The organism is Methyloglobulus sp. (genome assembly GCF_046714055.1).
Lineage (GTDB): Bacteria > Pseudomonadota > Gammaproteobacteria > Methylococcales > Methylomonadaceae > Methyloglobulus.
The window spans coordinates 33,135-51,452 of record NZ_JBKKBJ010000273.1; the positions used below are offsets into that span (position 1 = coordinate 33,135).

Annotated in this window: 17 protein-coding genes; 7 read left to right on the forward strand and 10 right to left on the reverse strand. The window is 47.1% G+C overall.

Annotated elements, in window-relative coordinates; genetic code table 11:
• Positions 1 to 32: 32 nt before the first annotated feature.
• The gene (gene waaA, locus ACLQ6D_RS16555; RefSeq protein WP_411728408.1) at positions 33 to 1,346 is read left to right on the forward strand and encodes a lipid IV(A) 3-deoxy-D-manno-octulosonic acid transferase; all 1,314 of its coding nucleotides are present in this window, start codon (positions 33 to 35) and stop codon (positions 1,344 to 1,346) included.
• 35 nt (positions 1,347 to 1,381) lie between these two features.
• Here waaA and ACLQ6D_RS16560 read toward each other — a convergent pair whose 3' ends face one another.
• The 7 genes from ACLQ6D_RS16560 to ACLQ6D_RS16590 all read right to left on the reverse strand — a co-directional run bounded on the left by ACLQ6D_RS16560 (position 1,382) and on the right by ACLQ6D_RS16590 (position 9,025).
• Entirely contained in the window at positions 1,382 to 1,942 is a 561-nt protein-coding gene (locus ACLQ6D_RS16560) for a chorismate--pyruvate lyase family protein (RefSeq protein ID WP_411728409.1), read from the reverse strand.
• An 8-nt stretch (positions 1,943 to 1,950) separates the two neighbouring features.
• A complete protein-coding gene (gene recG, locus ACLQ6D_RS16565; protein WP_411728410.1) occupies positions 1,951 to 4,041 on the reverse strand; it encodes an ATP-dependent DNA helicase RecG in 2,091 nt (696 codons plus the stop codon).
• A 52-nt stretch (positions 4,042 to 4,093) separates the two neighbouring features.
• A complete protein-coding gene (locus tag ACLQ6D_RS16570; RefSeq protein WP_411728411.1) occupies positions 4,094 to 4,495 on the reverse strand; it encodes a RidA family protein in 402 nt (133 codons plus the stop codon).
• A 56-nt stretch (positions 4,496 to 4,551) separates the two neighbouring features.
• The gene (locus ACLQ6D_RS16575; RefSeq protein WP_411728412.1) at positions 4,552 to 6,720 is read right to left on the reverse strand and encodes a RelA/SpoT family protein; all 2,169 of its coding nucleotides are present in this window, start codon (positions 6,718 to 6,720) and stop codon (positions 4,552 to 4,554) included.
• 9 nt (positions 6,721 to 6,729) lie between these two features.
• The gene (gene rpoZ, locus ACLQ6D_RS16580) at positions 6,730 to 6,969 is read right to left on the reverse strand and encodes a DNA-directed RNA polymerase subunit omega (protein ID WP_411728413.1); all 240 of its coding nucleotides are present in this window, start codon (positions 6,967 to 6,969) and stop codon (positions 6,730 to 6,732) included.
• Between the two features lie 282 nt (positions 6,970 to 7,251).
• The gene (locus ACLQ6D_RS16585) at positions 7,252 to 8,424 is read right to left on the reverse strand and encodes a phosphoglycerate kinase (RefSeq protein WP_411728414.1); all 1,173 of its coding nucleotides are present in this window, start codon (positions 8,422 to 8,424) and stop codon (positions 7,252 to 7,254) included.
• Positions 8,425 to 8,449: 25 nt separating this feature from the next.
• A complete protein-coding gene (locus ACLQ6D_RS16590) occupies positions 8,450 to 9,025 on the reverse strand; it encodes a thioredoxin family protein (RefSeq protein WP_411728415.1) in 576 nt (191 codons plus the stop codon).
• 326 nt (positions 9,026 to 9,351) lie between these two features.
• On the opposite strand from ACLQ6D_RS16590, the gene cmoA reads away from it, so the two are divergent.
• Together cmoA and ACLQ6D_RS16600 are read left to right on the forward strand one after the other, a co-directional pair.
• A complete protein-coding gene (gene cmoA / locus ACLQ6D_RS16595; protein ID WP_411728416.1) occupies positions 9,352 to 10,083 on the forward strand; it encodes a carboxy-S-adenosyl-L-methionine synthase CmoA in 732 nt (243 codons plus the stop codon).
• 10 nt (positions 10,084 to 10,093) lie between these two features.
• Positions 10,094 to 10,798: a methyltransferase family protein gene (locus tag ACLQ6D_RS16600; protein ID WP_411728417.1), complete on the forward strand. Its 705-nt coding sequence runs from the start codon at positions 10,094 to 10,096 to the stop codon at positions 10,796 to 10,798.
• Between the two features lie 78 nt (positions 10,799 to 10,876).
• Here the strand turns inward: ACLQ6D_RS16600 and ubiB are convergent, their stop codons facing one another.
• The 3 genes from ubiB to apbC all read right to left on the reverse strand — a co-directional run bounded on the left by ubiB (position 10,877) and on the right by apbC (position 14,332).
• The gene (gene ubiB / locus ACLQ6D_RS16605) at positions 10,877 to 12,427 is read right to left on the reverse strand and encodes a ubiquinone biosynthesis regulatory protein kinase UbiB (RefSeq protein ID WP_411728418.1); all 1,551 of its coding nucleotides are present in this window, start codon (positions 12,425 to 12,427) and stop codon (positions 10,877 to 10,879) included.
• A gap of 9 nt (positions 12,428 to 12,436) precedes the next feature.
• Positions 12,437 to 13,060, reverse strand: coding sequence for an SCP2 domain-containing protein (locus ACLQ6D_RS16610; RefSeq protein ID WP_411728419.1), 624 nt, complete (start codon positions 13,058 to 13,060; stop codon positions 12,437 to 12,439).
• Between the two features lie 180 nt (positions 13,061 to 13,240).
• Positions 13,241 to 14,332, reverse strand: coding sequence for an iron-sulfur cluster carrier protein ApbC (gene apbC / locus ACLQ6D_RS16615; protein ID WP_411728420.1), 1,092 nt, complete (start codon positions 14,330 to 14,332; stop codon positions 13,241 to 13,243).
• Positions 14,333 to 14,649: 317 nt separating this feature from the next.
• Between apbC and metG the strand changes: the two genes are divergently transcribed.
• The 4 genes from metG (at position 14,650) to ACLQ6D_RS16635 (ending at position 18,313) form a co-directional block, all read left to right on the forward strand.
• Complete coding sequence (gene metG / locus ACLQ6D_RS16620) at positions 14,650 to 16,668, forward strand: methionine--tRNA ligase (protein WP_411728421.1); 2,019 nt, start codon at positions 14,650 to 14,652, stop codon at positions 16,666 to 16,668.
• A 177-nt stretch (positions 16,669 to 16,845) separates the two neighbouring features.
• On the forward strand, positions 16,846 to 17,130 hold the full coding sequence (locus ACLQ6D_RS16625) for a BrnT family toxin (RefSeq protein ID WP_411728422.1): 285 nt from the start codon (positions 16,846 to 16,848) through the stop codon (positions 17,128 to 17,130).
• A 3-nt stretch (positions 17,131 to 17,133) separates the two neighbouring features.
• Positions 17,134 to 17,349, forward strand: coding sequence for a BrnA antitoxin family protein (locus ACLQ6D_RS16630; RefSeq protein ID WP_411728423.1), 216 nt, complete (start codon positions 17,134 to 17,136; stop codon positions 17,347 to 17,349).
• A gap of 379 nt (positions 17,350 to 17,728) precedes the next feature.
• Complete coding sequence (locus ACLQ6D_RS16635) at positions 17,729 to 18,313, forward strand: hypothetical protein (RefSeq protein WP_411728424.1); 585 nt, start codon at positions 17,729 to 17,731, stop codon at positions 18,311 to 18,313.
• The last annotated feature ends 5 nt before the right edge of the window (positions 18,314 to 18,318 follow it).

An 18,318-nucleotide genomic window follows, 5' to 3' on the forward strand; every position in this document is an offset into this window, starting at 1 on the left:
AATTCCTGCCTTGCGCCTAAGCTCAAAGTCTAATGAGAACTTTTTATTCGGCTGTTTTTTACCTCCTCGTTCCCCTTATTCTTCTCCGCTTGCTTTGGCGAAGCATCAAGTCGCCAGACCACCGCCAAAGATGGCGCGAACGTTTTGCTTGCTACGATGCTTGCTCTGATAAAAAGTTCCCCCAAGGTGTCCTCTGGTTTCATGCGGTTTCCGTCGGTGAGGCGGAGGCTTTATTCCCATTGGTTCGCCAGTTACAGAGGCAGTTCCCTCAAGCAAAATGTTTAATAACCACAATGACACCGACCGGATCAGCCCGTGTCCGGGCTGTGCTGGGGCAAACGGTTGAACATGTTTATCTGCCTTATGATACGCCCGGTGCGGTCAGGCGTTTTATGCTATGTTTCAAGCCGGTGCTTGCGGTCATTGTGGAAACGGAACTCTGGCCCAACTTGTTTGCACACTGTGGCGAAAATAACATTCCTTTATATCTCATTAATGCCAGATTATCTGAAAAATCATGTGGTTATCAAATAATTCCCTCACTGATCCATCCGGTTCTCACACACGTAAAGCGGATTGCCGCCCAAACCCAAGAAGATGCCGAACGGTTTATTGCCATTGGCGCAAAACCCGATCAGGTTGTTACAGTAGGCAATATAAAATTCGATATCGAAATACCTGAAGACATGGTAAAAGAAGGAAAACGGCTAAAGACAAACGCCTTTAATGATCGCTTTGTTTGGCTGACAGCCAGCACCCACAGGGGGGAAGAACAGATTTTTTTGGATGCCTACAAGGAACTTAAACTGAAAATCCCAGAATTATTATTGTTGGTCGTACCCAGGCATCGCGAACGTTTTGCCGAAGTTGGCAGGTTGTGCGAAAAGAATAATGTGGCCGTTGTTATGCGTACATCAAAGAAACCGTGCAATCTGGATACCGATGTTTATCTTGCCGATACTATGGGTGAATTAAAGATGCTTTATGCAGCGGCAGATATCGCTTTTGTGGGGGGCAGTATGGTACCTGTCGGTGGACATAATCTATTGGAAGCCTCTGCAATAGGAGCGCCTGTGTTGTTTGGCCCTTATATGGCTAATTTTAAAGAAATAGCCCAAAAAGTGTTGACCCATAATGCGGCTATACAATGCCATAACAAAGAAGCCCTTGTCCAGGCAATACTGTCTGTGTATTCGGATAGCGGCTATCGAAACCTGCTTGCTGAACATGGCAAGCTGTTTGTGCAAATGAACCGTGGAGTTATTGGAAAACTTTGCGAGATGCTTGCTGAGGAATTAAAGCAGCACAATCACAAAATTTCGATTGATTTTGATATGCTACCGTAACCCGATAAATTTTGGCTTTGAGTGAATCTTGGCGGTTAATGTGTCAAAATTTCCGGAAGGAAAAATTCACTCACCAACATGGGTCGTTCCCGGATAGCATACAGGGTTCTTCGTCCCCAGGTGGGCTGGTCTATATTAGCCTTCCGCTGCGCTTGTGATGTCCAAGTGGCCGGTGCTATCAAGGCCAAATCCATCGTAATCCGCTCCAGGTCAGGATAAGAAAAAATCACTTCGCCTAGCGGACGGTTGCCCAAATCGGACAGGTTGCGGTGGGCAACTTTGATCGTTTCTTCTGGAATTATGGTTCTCGCCAGGAGTAAAGGTTTGCCGTTTTTATGCAATATCACCTCGCGGGTCAGGCCATATCTGTGCAGGGGCAATTGAAGTTGTCTGCATTCACTTAAAAACGGTGTGCGCCACTGGTGGAAAAGAATGGACACAGCAATCGTGTTACCGTAATAATCGCGTAGCCGTCGGGTAAGCGAGCCCGCTTCGTAAGTCCATGACTGGACGTTCTCAGGGAGATGATGCTGGCTTCCTCGCCTATGTCCATGCCACACAGGTTCACGAATAAATAAAAAACTCTTGCTAGTCAATGGAGAAATCAAACCTCGGAATAATCTGGACTGTGGCCTAACCATCGGCCTATTAACGGCGCTACGGTTTCTGGTGCGTCGGCGAAAAAGGAATCGGCAACGATTGGGATATTATCCAGTAATTCCGCGTCCCTGACCAAATCGGCGATTTTGAAATTGATTTGCCCAGTCTGGCGGATACCCATGACTTCACCAGGGCCGCGTAATTGTAAATCCTTTTCGGCAATCAAAAAGCCGTCCTGACTATCCCTCAATATACCTAAGCGCTGGCGGGCATTTTCGGATAAGGGTGATTGGTACATGAGCAGACAAAAACTATCATCAGCGCTGCGTCCAACGCGGCCTCTTAATTGATGCAGTTGGGAAAGCCCAAGCCGTTCAGGGTTTTCTATAATCATCAAACTGGCATTCGGTACATCAACGCCCACTTCTATAACGGTGGTGGCGACCAGTAGGTCAATGTGATGATTTTTAAAAGCTGTCATAATTGTGTCTTTATCGGCGGCTTTCAGCCGTCCATGTAATAGCGCTACACGTACATTGGGCAAGGCTACTGCTAGCCGTCCTGCCGTTTTTTCGGCGGCTTCACACTGGAGAATTTCCGACTCCTCGATCAGCGTACAAACCCAATAGGCCTGTTTTTTATTGTCGACCCAACTGTCGATCCGGGCTATGACATCGTTGCGCCGTTCGCCGGGGATTACGCTGGTAGTGACGGGCTTCCTGCCCGGCGGTAACTGGTCAATAATGGATATGTCCAGATCGGAATACTGCAACATCGCCAAGGTGCGCGGAATGGGCGTAGCGGTCATGACCAGTTGATGTGGCCTTATGCTTCCTTGCTGGCCTTTTGCCCGTAAAGCCAGCCTTTGATGGACACCAAAACGGTGCTGTTCGTCAATGATGATTAAGCCGAGACGATGAAAGTTGACCTCGTCCTGGAATAAAGCATGTGTGCCAATCACAATACCTGCCGAGCCGTCTGCCAGCGTTTGTAAAACCTCTTTGCGTGGACTGCCTTTTTTGTGCCCGGTGAGTAAGGCGATTTGGGTAGCAAAATTTCTGAACCATCCGCTAAAGTTGCGGTAATGCTGCTCTGCCAATAACTCTGTCGGCGCCATGATAGCCACTTGGTAATCCGCGCCCAATGCAAGTAAGGCGGCGTATGCGGCGACTATCGTTTTACCGGAGCCGACGTCCCCCTGTACCAAGCGCATCATGGGGTGAGGTTGACGGCAATCTGCCGCTATTTCCGTCATGACCCTTAACTGCGCTTCAGTCAATTTGAAGGGTAATGTTGCAATAAATGGCTCAGTAAAGGTAGACGTGGTGGAAAAATAAGGTGCTTGCCAGGCTTTGGCCTTATGTTTGGCCAGTTTGAGACTTAGATGGTGGGCTAACAGTTCTTCGAATGCCAGCCGTTTAAGGGCTGGGACACTGCCGTTTTGCAGTGCTTCGATTGTGATTGCTGTATCCGGCGCATGTAAGATTTTTATCGCTTCCGCTAAAGACGGGTATTGGTATTGCTTAAGGACAGCATCTGGAAGCCAGTCCCTTAAGGCTAGGGAGTCGTTATTAAAAATGGTTAGCGCCTGCTTTACAGCTTTCCTGACGGTATTTTGGTTAAGCCCCTCTGTCAGTGGGTACACGGGCGTTAAATGGGATTCAGTGATCGCCGCATCAAAATCGGAAATGACCGTGTATTCAGGATGGACTATTTCCAGTCCGGCATAACCATACCGGACTTCTCCAAAGCAACTGAGTATTGCCCCTGGTTTCAGCATATTGTGCTGACGGGACGTAAAATGAAAAAATCGTAAGTCGATAAATCCCGTACCATCGCTAATCCGGCAGATCAGGCTTTTGCGGCCTCTAGGCAATACGTCTATGAATTCAACCTTGCCGCTGATGAGCGCCGTCATTCCCGCTGAAAGCCTTGCAATCCGGTGAATACGGGTTTTGTCTTCGTAACGGATGGGCAGGTGAAAGAGCAAATCCTGGATAATTCGGATGCCAAGCTTTTCGAGGTTAGCCGCCGTTCTGCCACCTATTCCAGTGAGGGACTTGACGGGTTGCCTTAGGATGTTCGGCTTGTTCATGATCGACTATCCGAGTGCAACGGGTGTAACAGCGAAAATGGAAATTCCTGGATCAGATAGGGTAATCCTGTGGGCTGATCACCATAATCGCATCCATTTCCACCTGTGCAGCTTTGGGCAAAGCGGCAACCCCAACGGCGGCGCGGGCGGGATAAGGTTCTTGAAAATAGCGTCCCATAATTTCATTGACGATGGGAAAATGTGATAAATCTACCAGAAAAACATTGAGTTTTACAATATCGGAAAGGCTGCCACCGGCTGCTTCTGCAACTGCTTTTAAGTTGTTGAACACCTGAATAATTTGCGCGGAAATATCACCCTCGACCAGTTGCATCGTTTCAGGGACTAAGGGAATTTGTCCGGACAGATAGACCGTATGGTTGACTTTAACGGCTTGTGAATACGTGCCTATGGCTTGTGGGGCTAGCTCAGTATTGATGATTTCTTTGGTCATTTTCGCGTGATGATAGCTGGAAACCCTGCCTAAACGGTGCTAAGAAGGAATTGGTTTTAGGCTTTTACCCTGGTAATTTTTATGACTATCGACAACTCTTTAAGCCGCCGCATAATTTTGGCCAGATGAACACGGTCTTTTACGCTAACGGTGATTAAGTCGACGCAGATGCGGGAATCTTGTTCGATCACTGTGACATTTTCAATATTGGAATTAAGTTCTGAGATCGTCGAGGCGACAGTTGCTAGCGATCCTCGCTGATTGAGCACCTCAAGCCTAAGTTCAGCCGGAAATTCGCCTGATGCATCTTGACTCCACTCAACGTCCAACCAGCTGGTTTGTTTCTTTCTGACATCATTGATGTTCCGGCATTCATGATGATGCACGACGATGCCTTTACCGGGATTAAAAAACCCAATGATAGAATCGCCGGGTATGGGCCTGCAACACTTTGCCAGGGTTATCACCATCCCCTCTGTCCCTTTGATAACTAGTGGTGTTTTGTGGGCTTGTTCATTATCTTCGAGCCTTATAGCCGCGTGTATATCATTCTGGGTAAGCTGCTTGGCAATCAGGAATGGCATCCTATTGCCCAAGCCAATATCTTCAAGTAACTCATCCAGCGTTTGTTTGCCGGTCACTTCAAGTAGGGACTTCATTCGGGATTTGTCTATATTGTCGAGTTGCAAGTGCATGGCTTGCAATTCCTTGTCCAATAGGCGGCGACCCAAACTGATGGCCTCTTGCTGCTTGAAGTTTTTCAAATAATTACGAATGCCGGAACGCGCCTTGGCGGTGGTGACATAATTGAGCCAGAGTGGATTGGGCCGCGCCCAGATTGCTGTAATGACTTCAACTGTAACGCCGTTTTCAAGCCGAGTTTGCAAAGGCACCAGTTTCCGGTCAACCCGGGCGGAAACGCAGGCATTGCCAATATCGGTATGTACGGCATAGGCAAAATCAATAATAGTGGCTCCCCTGGGCATTTTGATAATCTTGCCTTTCGGGGTAAAAACGAAAACTTCTTGAGGGAAAAGATCTATCTTTAAATTATCGAAAAACTCCAGGGAATCTCCCGCTGTTTGCTGGATTTCCAATAAATCCCGCAACCATTCGTTGGCACGATCTTGAAACTTATCCTTTTTGTCATCATCAGATTTGTAAAGCCAGTGGGCTGCTATGCCAGATTCGGCCATCCGGTGCATTTCGTGCGTCCTTACCTGAATCTCTATTGGAAAGCCATAAGGGCCAATGAGCACAGTATGTAAAGACTGGTAACCGTTTTCCTTAGGTAAGGCGATGTAATCTTTGAAACGTCCCGGTATCGGTTTATATAAATTGTGGACGATACCCAGAACGCGGTAGCAATCATCAACGCTGTTACAGAAAATTCGGAATGCATACACATCAAAGACATCGTTCAGGGAGACTTTTTTTTGCAGCATTTTTAGATAGATACTGTAGAGGTTTTTTTCCCGCCCCGAAACATCACAGGCCATATTGGCTTGACTAATGCGGTTTTTGAGGGTGCTTTCGATAACGTCGATAATTTTGCGGCGGTTACCCCTGGCTTTTTTTAAGGCATTATCCAAAATAGCGTAACGCCGTGGATACATGGCCTGGAAACACAGCGACTCAAGCTTATGCCGGATGCTGTTCATGCCCAGCCTATTGGCAATCGGGGCGTAGATATCCAGTGTTTCACGGGCGATACGGCGCTTAGTCTCAGCAGGCATGGCGCCCAAGGTTTGCATGTTATGCAGCCGATCAGCGAGTTTGACCATGATGACACGCAGATCCTTGCCCATCGCCAGGAACATTTTACGGACATTTTCGGCTTGGGTTTCGGCATGCGATTTGCTGTCGATTTTGGTTAGCTTGGTTACGCCGTCAACCAGTTCAGAAACTTCAGGGTTGAAGGTCTTGGCCAGTTCTTGCTTGTCAACCCCAGTGTCTTCTATGACATCATGCAGTATGGCGGCCATAATGCAGTTGGCATCCATGCGCATTTCGGCAAGGCTGATGGCAACCGCAACGGGATGGCAGATATAGGCTTCGCCACTTTTACGGAATTGGCCTGAATGCGCCCTGGCGCCGAACTCATAGGCCCGGACACAATCGTCGATTTGTGCCTTATCCAGATAGCCGGACAATGCCGAACACAAACGCCTTATCAGCTTATCCTGAGGGCGTTCAAGCTCGATACTGTCAGCGACTTCTAACATACCTTACATTCAAAACATCAGGTTCTGCTCATGCACTTCAACGGTGCGGTGCAGCTGGTTTATGTTCTCTGTGGTGACATGGCCTTCTGCTATCTCACGCAGGGCGAGTACGGTATCCTTATCATTGTTGCGCGGCACAAACTCTGTGGCTCCATGGCTGAGCTGGCGTGCCCTGGTGCCTGCCAGTAAAACCAGTTTAAAGCGGTTTTCTACATGTTCTAAACAATCTTCTATAGTGACTCTAGCCATTTTAGCTCCTTTGTAGTTATGTTTCATCAGACCACACTGAAAGACAGTTGGTTCTATTTTAATAGGTGTATCATTAAATCAAATAAAAAACAATAAGTTGTTAGTTTAAACTTTAAATTAAAATAATAATATTTTGATTTAGGGTAACTATTCAGCGTATTTCAATGCAACGGATTTATTCGCTATAGAGGACACGAAGGTATAAGGTCAAGCCTGCCGTTTTGTACCTTTCGCCTGTGGTGAACAGTTACATTTTTTGCGGATAAATTACGGTTTATATTATCAACCTCTTGATTTTAATATGGCAACAGCAGGCAGTTCCTTGCCTTCAAGAAATTCCAGGAATGCCCCGCCTCCTGTCGAGGTATAAGACACCTTATCGTTAATTTCATACTTGTCTATTGCCGCCAGTGTGTCTCCTCCGCCCGCTATTGAAAATGCAGGGCTTTCGGCAATGGCAGTAGCCAGTGATTTTGTGCCGTTGCCGAATTGGTCTATTTCAAAAACGCCTACTGGGCCGTTCCAGACTATCGTACCGGCAGATTTCAGGATTTCGGCATAGCGCTTAGCTGTATCCGGGCCTATGTCAAGAATCAGGTCATCTCCTTCAACGTCAGCCACTTTTTTGACGGTTGCCACCGCACTGTCCGAGAACTCTTTTGCACAAACAACATCGGTAGGGATAGGGATATCTGAACCTGCGCTTTTTGCGGCCGCTATAAGTTGCTTGGCTTCTTCGATTAAATCGGGTTCGTAAAGCGATTTTCCTACAGGAAACCCCATTGCAGCAATAAACGTATTGGCAATGCCGCCGCCGACGATGAGTTGATTGACCTTTTCAGACAATGATTTGAGGACAGTCAATTTGGTGCTGACCTTGGAACCGCCGACAATCGCAACAAGAGGTTTGGCGGGTGTTTCCAATGCCTTGCCTAAAGCATCGAGTTCGCTGGCCAGTAAGGGGCCCGCGCACACGACCGGGGCAAACTTTGCGACGCTATGTGTTGATGCCTGCGCCCGGTGTGCCGTGCCAAAAGCATCCATCACGAACACGTCACACAAAGCGGCTATTTTTTTGCCTAAATCGTCGCTGTTTTTTTCTTCGCCTGCATTAAAACGTACGTTTTCGCATAACACGATTTCACCCGGATCGACAGCGATGCCGTCCAACCAGTTGCGTTCGAGCCGAACGGGTTTACCCAATAAGCTTGAGAGGCGTTCAGCGACCGGTTTTAACGAAGACCCTTCGTCATATTGGCCCTCAACAGGGCGTCCCAGATGGGACAGCAGCATAACCGCCGCTCCTGCCGCCAAGGCTTTTTCAATGGTCGGTACACTGGCTTGAATACGTATATCGCTGGTGACTTTGCCATTTTTAATGGGTACATTCAGATCCTGGCGGATTAATACCCGCTTTCCGGCCAAATCCAGGTCAACCATTCGTTTAATCGACATATTTCTTTCTCTCGGTTTTGTGTGGTTATAATGTTTCGCCAGTTTGATCCTGCTTCCATTTGATGGAGCAGCCTATGCTGGAAAGCTGTTCTGCGGGGCCATGACCGGTATTTGCCACCCGTTTCATGGCTTCATATAAATCACGCCGGGTGTCATCGGGTGCGGTGTCTTTACGGCTGGCATCCAGGCGACCACGGTATTGCAATTCAAAATCTGTGTTATACCCGAAGAAATCCGGCGTACAGACGGCTCCGTAGGCTTTAGCTATCTCTTGTGTTTCATCAATCAGATAAGGGAAGGGATAGTTATATTCCTCGGCGATTTTCTGCATATTCTCATACGAATCGTCCGGGTAGTTGACCGTATCATTGGACATGATGGCAACGGATTCAATGCCACAGCCTTTCAGGTCGTGGGCATCCCTTAGGATACGGGCATGGACGGCCTTGACATAAGGACAGTGATTACAAATAAACATGACCAATAATCCGTTCCTGCCCATACATTCCTGTAAAGTCCAGATTTTTCCGTCAACGCCAAGCAGTTTGAAATCAGGCGCTTTCGCGCCAAAATCGCAGACAGGGGGTTCAAGTGATACCATGGTCTTTCCTCATTAGTGTTTTAATAATTAATGCAAATCAAGCCTGTTGCAATACATATTAACAGGCGTTACAGTAGAATTAAATGGAAGATGGATGTAGTTTTTTGCCGTGCGCTAGAATCAGGGTTCCATGCATGCAAAGTTAACCGTATTTCTGCTGGCTTTAAATCGTACATTTTCTTTATAATAGCCCCTGATGGGACGCGGTAACAGAAAATATCACAAAACTTCTTTCCATACCGTGTTATAGGCTATTTATCCTACTCCAACCTGTCGTAAAGCCATAAATCAAATAAGCCTGACCCTGGTGATTCTAACTCATATTCATGACCAAGAAAGATCAAGTCTTTAAAGAAAAAATCAACAAAGCGGCGGATTTCAAGTTCAGTGCGACAGTGGCCAACGTATTCGACGACATGGTCAACCGTTCGGTGCCTTACTACGGCGAAATTCAGCGCATGATGGCGGAACAAGCCGCCGATTACGCCCAAGCAGGTACCGACGTGTACGATTTGGGCTGTGCTACCGGCACGACCCTCATCGGCATGAACACCACGGTAGCCAAGACCATTCGTTTCATTGGTATCGACGATTCGTCGGAAATGCTGGCCAAATGCCGTAGCAAGCTTGAAGAAGCCGGTTTCAACCGCCCTTTTGAGCTGCGCGTCGCTGATTTAAGCAGTAGTGTTGAAATTAGCAATGCGTCGGTTGTGGTGTTATGCCTGACGTTGCAATTCGTTCGCCCTATTTATCGGGAAAAATTGCTCAAAAGCATTTGCGATGGGTTATGCAGCGGCGGTGTGCTCATCCTCGTGGAAAAAATATTGACGGAAAACAGTGCGTTCAACCGCGACTTTATTAAACATTATTATAACTACAAGCGCCGTAATCACTACAGTGAATTAGAGATTGCGCAGAAACGTGAAGCCTTGGAAAATGTCCTCATCCCTTACAAGCTTAGCGAAAATATAGCATTATTGCGGGACACGGGTTTCGCCCATTGCGAAGTATTTTTCAAATGGTATAACTTCTCTGGTTTGATCGCTCACAAGAATTAACTCACTCACAATGGTCCAAATCGGCAATTTCTTCTTCAAATACCGTAACTGGGTATTCATTCCCCTGTACTTGGCCTTATTCATTCCGTCGCCGCTGTTAGCGCCTGAGCATCGCCATCGGTTACTGCTATTGGGTTTAGGCATCACGATTGCCGGTCAAGCGCTGCGTGGTGCGACGATTGGTTTGGCCTATATCGAGCGGGGTGGCCGCAACAAGCAAGTTTATGCTTCGCGGCTGGTAACGGAAGGCTTATTTAATCATTGTCGTAATCCTTTGTATGTCGGCAATATTCTAATGTTGCTAGGGGTCGGTATACTCGCAAATTCATGGTTATATCTATTGCTGTTCATTCCGGCTTTCTTATTTATTTATCAGTCTATCGTCCTGGCGGAAGAGCATTTTTTACGTGGTAAATTCGGCGCAGAGTTTGATGGCTATTGCCAACGCATCCACCGCTGGCTTCCCATTTTGCGCGGATTACGAGAAACTTTTAGCGGTATGCAATTTAATTGGCGGCGTTATTTGCTCAAGGAACTCACTACCCTGTACGTCTGGTTATTAGGCATTGTTTTGCTGCTGTTTTACAAATACCCTGAACTGACTGGCTACGATACGGCATTACGCAACCGCCTTTTATTCATCATCATACCCCTTTTGACCCTTGCCTATTTGAGCGTTCGTTACTTAAAAAAATCCGGCAAAATGCGTGGTTGAGCAGGACAACAATAAGGCCGATTCGATTGGTTTTGCCCCGCCCGCTAATAGACTAGGCATGATTGTCGGCCACTACCTCTATCGCAACAAAACCGCCAAACTAATCAAAATAGCTCCGATGTAAATCGACCACAGGGTATTGCGGTGCTGTGTCTCCATCTGTTCGCGTAGCAGCGCCAATTCGCGTTGCTGGTTTTCTGCGCGTTTCTGGGCGTTGGCGGCATTGTCCAGGGTTTTAAACAGCAGGGTGGGGATTTCCGGGAAATGTTCGGCGACTTCTGGAAATTGCTTAAGTAACTTAGTGATTTTGGCTTTAGGCCCCATGCGCTCCTTGAACCATTTTTCCAGGAAGGGCTTGGCTGTTTGCCACAAGTCCAAATCGGGATAAAGCTCCCTTCCCAAACCTTCGATGTTGAGCAAGGTCTTTTGTAACAATACCAGTTGCGGTTGTACGTGCATGTCGAAACGACGGGCCGTTTGAAACAGGCGCAGCAATAATTGCCCGAATGAAATATCTTTCAGGGGCTTTTCAAAAATAGGTTCACAAACACTGCGGATAGCCGATTCAAATTCTTCAATCCGGGTTGAGCTGTGTACCCAACCGGATTCGACGTGCATTTGGGCGACTTTCCGGTAATCGCGGTTGAAGAAGGCCAGGAAATTTTCTGCAAGATAATGCTGGTCGGTCAACGAGAGCGAGCCGACGATACCGAAATCGACAGCGATATATTTTGCCGGCAGCTCAACAAAGATATTCCCTGGGTGCATGTCGGCGTGGAAAAAGTTGTCCCTGAACACCTGGGTAAAAAATATCTCGACCCCGCGTTCAGCCAATAATTTGAAATCTGCCTCTTCATCTTTTAAACGGTCGATTTCACCGATGGGTATGCCATGAATCCGTTCCATCACCATGACTTTGCGCCGAGTAAAATCCCAATGGATTTCAGGGACATAAAGGATGTCCGAATGTTCGAAGTTACGGCGTAATTTGGCGGCGTTTGCGGCCTCCCTAAGTAGGTCGAGTTCATCCAGTGTGCTACGTTCAAATTCGGCAACCACTTCCATAGGCCGCAACCGTCTGGCATCCGCCCAAAATTTTTCGGCAATCCGTGCCAGTTCGTACAGCAGCCCAATATCGGATTGAATCCCTTCTTCAATATTGGGCCTTAGTACTTTGACGACCACTTGTGCGCCGTTATGCAATTCGGCGGCATGTACTTGGGCGACCGAGGCGGATGCCAAGGGTTCCGGGTCAAACTTGGCAAAGACTTTTGAAATGGGCATGCCCAATTCGCTTTCGATAATTTTTTGGGCAGTTTCGTTGGCGAAAGGGGGAACCCTGTCCTGTAGCTTGACCAGTTCATCGGCAATATCTTCGGGCAGCAAGTCTTTCCGTGTCGATAAGGCTTGACCGAATTTTACATAGATGGGGCCAAGTTCTTCCAAGGCCTTTCTGATTCGCACAGCCCGGGGTTCGGTTTTGGGCTTGAGCCAATAGCTAGGGGAAAACACCGCAAAATAGCGTACCGGGCGGAACAGATGGGTTTTAAATACGATTTCATCCAGGCCGTGGGAGACGAGTACCCAGTTGATATGGATGAGGCGAAAAATAATTCTGGGGTAAAACACGGACGGCCTTTATTCTGATTTTGCTGTAATGGAATTTATCAAGCGTTCAACACGGCTGTTAAGCCGGTCATATGCGTTCCGTAGCTCATCGATTTGTTGGTAATAAATGTCAATTTCAGGTTTGGCGGGCAAATGTCGGATTTCTTCCTGAAGAAATTCGGCGGTGTTGAGTTTAAAAGTTTCGATAGTTTCTTTGCCCCAGTCTTGCCCGGAGCGGAAGAACTGGCTGATTCGGCTTGCCAGGTCAGCCCCTGCGTATTGGGCAAGCAATCCTTCAAGATCAATATCCAGTTTTTTGAATAACTCCTGAAATTTCTTTCCGGTTTGGATGTCGCCTTCGATTTTAATATCGCCTGAGAAAACCGAGCGCATCGGCTTGGCGCTGATGCCCATTAATCCCAATGCCCACACCGAACCGCTGATGGTTGTGTCGGGTTGTGATGTTGTTTGGCCGATAATCTGGATAGAATCGCCTGTCGGGCAAAGATAGAAGGTTTCGTTAAAAGGCTGGATAGTGAGCGCGATGATTTTGCCTTTTAGCGGGATAAACAAATCTTCTTTATTGTTACCCAGCGCCAGATAACGGTTGAGAGCGGTTTCAAGGGCGGTGATTAGGAGGGGTTTTATGAGCATGTTAGCGCTTTTTCTTTAATCTACTTCTACAACTTGATATTCTTACACGATAGTAATAGTGACATGTTAGTCAGTGCTTAGCGTGCTGGGGTAAAAACGGGAACCCTAAAATTTGGATCTTCGTTGCATTGGGGATCGAGCAGTACCAAACCTGTTTTGAACATGTCAATCACGCATTAATCAAGTATTTTGTATAACAATATTCGGAAACCGTGTACTAAAATCCTTCGCCTTCAACGCCAATTTTGCCGTCGCTTTACGGGCAATGGCTTTGTACATCTGCGCGGCTGGGCTGTCTGGATCAGCGGCAACAGTCGGTTGACCGGAATCGGCTTGCATTCGGATGTTGATATCCAGGGGCAATGCACCCAGAAAATCGACATGATTGGTTTCAGCCATCACAACGCCGCCGCCTGCCCCAAAGATGGGTTCGCTATGGCCGCACTGGCTGCAAATGTGCATACTCATATTTTCAACGATGCCCAGCACGGGGACATTCACTTTTTGGAACATACCCAAACCGCGCTGGGCATCAATCAGGGCGATGTCTTGCGGCGTGGTGACGATAATCGCGCCGCTGACGGGTATCTGCTGCGATAAGGTCAATTGGATGTCGCCGGTGCCGGGCGGCAGGTCAACGATCAAGTAATCGACATTGTCCCAATTGGTGTCCCTGAGCAATTGCTGTAAGGCGTTGGTGACCATCGGGCCGCGCCAGATCATGGCTTGGCCTGCGTCTACCAGATAGCCGATTGACATGGTTTGGATGTTATAGGCAATCTTGGGCAGCATGGTCTTGTTGTCCCTGCTTTCGGGATAACCGGACAGGCCCAGCATGGTGGGGATGCTGGGGCCGTAAATATCGGCATCCAGAATGCCAACATTAGCGCCTTCTGCGGCTAATGCCAAAGCCAGATTGACGGCGGTGGTGGATTTGCCAACCCCGCCTTTGCCCGAAGCGACCGCAATAATATTTTTGACGTTAGGTTGGGGTTTGAGGGCTTGCTGTACGGCGTGTGAAATGATTTTTGTTGAGACTTCAACGGTAATTGAGGCTATACCTGTAAGGGTTTTCAGTTGCTTTTCCACAACCGTTTTCAATTCCTCGTGAAAGCTTTTTGCTGGATAACCCAGTTCCAGTTTGACGGTGACGGCGTTGTTTTCGATGGTAATTGATTTAACGGATTTTGCGGACACTAGGTCGAGTCCGTGATTTGGGTCAATAACGGTTTTGAGGGCGTTTTCTATGTCGGCTTTAACGAGGTCGGTCATTGGGTTGGAGTCCTGGGGTTATGCTCAAATGTTGTTGTCTTATGCTTTAAGCCCCCTCTCCCTGATGGAGAGGGTCGGGGTGAGGGGGATAATAATAGAACAATTTTTTTTAATTTCCCTCATCCTAACCTTCTCCCTCAGGGAGCAGGAACCAATCCGCATAACTAGCGGCATTTAGTGGTCAAGTTTGTAAATTCCGCCTTATTGGCAGCATTTTACAGCAAATCAACAACCCATGCCGTACAGCTTCCCAATATCCCAAGAAGCCACTGTTTATGACATAATGCCCTTTTGTTTTTGACCTGTTTGCAAGTCCCATGTTCAATAGAAAAATCCTGGTTACCAGTGCCTTACCTTACGCCAACGGCCCGATCCATATCGGCCATTTAGTCGAATACATACAAACCGATATTTGGGTGCGTTTCCAGAAGCAACGCGGCAACCTGTGTTATTACGTGTGTGCCGACGACACGCACGGTACGCCGATCATGCTTAAAGCAGATAATGAGGGTATTTCCCCCGAGCAACTCATCGCTCAAGTGGGCAAGGAACATCTGGCCGATTTCGCCGAATTTGACGTGGCTTTCGACAACTACCACAGCACGCATTCCGAAGAAAATAAAGTGTTTTCCACATTAATCTACGAACGGCTACGGGATGCCGGGCATATCAACTCGCGCAGCATTACCCAGGGTTACGATCCGGTCAAGAAGATGTTCTTGTCTGACCGCTTTATCAAAGGTGACTGCCCTAAATGCGGTGCGCTGGAGCAATACGGTGACGGCTGCGAAGTGTGCGGCTCGACATATTCCCCTACCGAGCTAAAAAATGCCGTGTCGGCTATTTCAGGCGCAAAACCCGTTCCAAAAGATTCCGTCCATTACTTTTTCAATCTGGAAAACTTCAACGACATGCTGCGTGACTGGACCACTGCCGGGCATTTACAGCCCGAAATAAGTAATAAACTGGCAGAGTGGCTGGACGGTGGCTTGAAACAATGGGATATTTCCCGCGACGCGCCGTATTTCGGTTTTGAAATACCCGATGCGCCGGGCAAATATTTTTATGTCTGGCTGGATGCGCCGATTGGCTACATGGCGAGCTTCAAAAACCTTTGCGATAAACGGGGGCTGGATTTTGATGAGTTCTGGCGCAAAGGCAGCAATACCGAGCTGTACCATTTTATCGGCAAAGACATTATCTATTTTCACGCGCTGTTCTGGCCGGCCATGTTGAGCGGGGCGCAGTTCAGGACACCCAGCGCGATTTTCGCGCATGGCTTTTTGACCGTGAATGGCGAAAAGATGTCCAAATCCCGTGGCACTTTCATCAAAGCCAGGACTTACCTGGATCATCTTAACCCGGAATACCTGCGCTATTACTTTGCTGCCAAACTCAGCGCTGGCGTTGATGATATCGACCTTAATTTTGATGATTTTAGCCAACGGGTAAACTCCGATGTAGTCGGCAAAGTCGTCAATATTGCCAGCCGTTGTAGTGGCTTTATCAGCAAACGCTTTGCAAACCGCTTATCGGAAAACTGCTCAGAACCGGCATTGTTTGCTGATTTTATTAATGCGAACGAAGGCATTGCCGAATTATACGAAACGCGGGAATTCGCCAAAGCCATGCGCGAAATCATGGCCTTGGCAGACAAGGCCAACCAGTACATCGACGAGAAAAAGCCCTGGCTGATCGCTAAAGAAGAAGACAAAGACCAGGAGTTACATGAGGTGTGTTCAATGGGACTCAACCTGTTCCGTGTGCTAACCGCTTATCTCAAACCCGTGTTGCCCGCCTTGGTTAAGGAAGCCGAACAGTTTTTGGCGATTGAAAACCAAAATTGGGTTGCCGGAATGCAGCCATTAAAAGGCCACACCATCAATGAATTCAAACCGCTGATGACGCGGGTTGAAGCCGACAAGATAACGGCAATCATCGAAGCCTCCAAAGAAAACCTGGAAAAAACCGTCGATAAGCCCAAAGCCAAACAATTTGAACCGATAGCCGACACCATCCAAATCGACGATTTCGCCAAACTGGATTTGCGCATCGCCAAGATCGTCAAGGCGGAGTCTGTGCCGGAAGCTGACAAATTATTGAAACTAACCGTCGATATCGGCGATGAAACCCGCATCGTGTTTGCTGGCATCAAATCGGCTTATCAGCCAGAAGAACTGGAAGGGCGGTTAACCCTTGTGTTGGCAAACTTAGCGCCCAGAAAAATGCGATTTGGCACCTCAGAAGGTATGGTGTTGGCGGCAGGGCCGGGGGGGAAGGATATTTTTGTGTTAAGCCCCGATGAAGGTGCGGTTGCGGGGATGCGGGTTAAGTAATACCAATCACAATAAGTTCTCATTGAAACCTTCTCCAGAGGGAGAAGGCCAGGATGAGGGGATTCATATAGCAACTTATTGGGATTGGTATAACCTACTCATGGCTACGATGCTAGGCGCGTTATAGAGGGGAATGAATCCCTTGACAATCTCGAAGTCTGTAAATACATTGTAAGTATGATAAAGTTTGAATGGGATGAGGTAAAAAACGAATCTAATCAAAAGAAGCACGGCATTTCTTTTGAAGAAGCCAAATCCGTATTTTACGATTCAGAAGCAATACAGTTTTTTGACAGCAAGCATTCATCAAATCAAGAAGAACGTTTTTTAATGCTCGGGCTAAGTTCAAATCTCCGTATGCTTCTTGTATGCCATTGTGTCAAGGAAAACAACCAGATAATACGGATAATTTCAGCAAGGCATGCCACCAAGAAAGAAATGCAGCATTACACCAAAGGGTAAACCATGAAAGCAGAATACGATTTATCAAAAATGAAAAGCCGGAAAAATCCGTTCGCAGCACAGTTGAAAAAGCAAGTCACCATACGAATGGGCGATGATGTCGTTGAATATTTCAAATCGATGTCCGAGGAAACAGGTATCCCATATCAGAGTTTGATTAACCTGTATTTGCGCGATTGCATGGCTCGGCATAGGAAGCTGGATTTGTCGTGGGAGTAAGGTTGTCGCTACGCGGGTTATTTTAATGTGGGTTCTCGTACCCACGGACGAGATACTTTCTTTTGCTTCGCCAAAAGAAAGTATCCAAAGAAAAGGCGACCCGGATGCCGCTTGCTTCCTGCGCTTCTCGCATTTACCGAGGGTTGTCAAAAGGGACTTCCCTGTCCCTTTGACAACGTGCGGCATCCCTGCCGCACCCCTAACGGGCTAATCCCAATAAATGCTTCGATGCTCGGCGCGGCATAACGGGAAAGGGTGGCAATTGTAGGTTAAGGTGAACTTGTGAACCCCAACATGACATTGGGCATTTAAATTGTTGGGGTTCGTACTTCACCCCAAAGAGCTTTCAATTATCAAGCAACCAAAAAAGGGGATTATTATGAAAAATCAAACTGAAAAAGACATTCAGTTTTATATAACGAGCCTAGTTATCTACCGTTACAAGAATAACAACTTTGACCATGCGGCGAGGTGGCTTAACTTGTTAAATACTAGAAATGTAAATGTTAAGCAGATAATTGATTATATTGCGTTTTATGGTGTAATGATTATAACGCTTGAGGATGGTCTGTATCTGGTTAAAAGAGATAAAAGCAAGGGTAAACAGGATTTAAAGAAAATCCTTAATAATATGAGTCGCTTCACGTATTACCAGTACATTCGTACTAATTCAAACGCCGATGCGGCTATTTTCGATAAAACACTATTTACAAAATTACAGAAAATTTCTACAGAAGTTCAAACTAAAAAAGTCCAGATTTGCAACGTACAGATTAAAAAACGTAAAGCTCAGAGCGAGAGCAGCTTTATACAAAACAAACAGATTTTAGATTATCTGAGCAAAAACCCTGCTGATAATGGTATGGGAAAATTTGGGGTCCACCAAGACAAGTATCGTTATGGATTTTATGGAAGTGGAACGAAAGAATACGATATTTGGCGAAAGGGGGATAAAGAAATATGAAAATT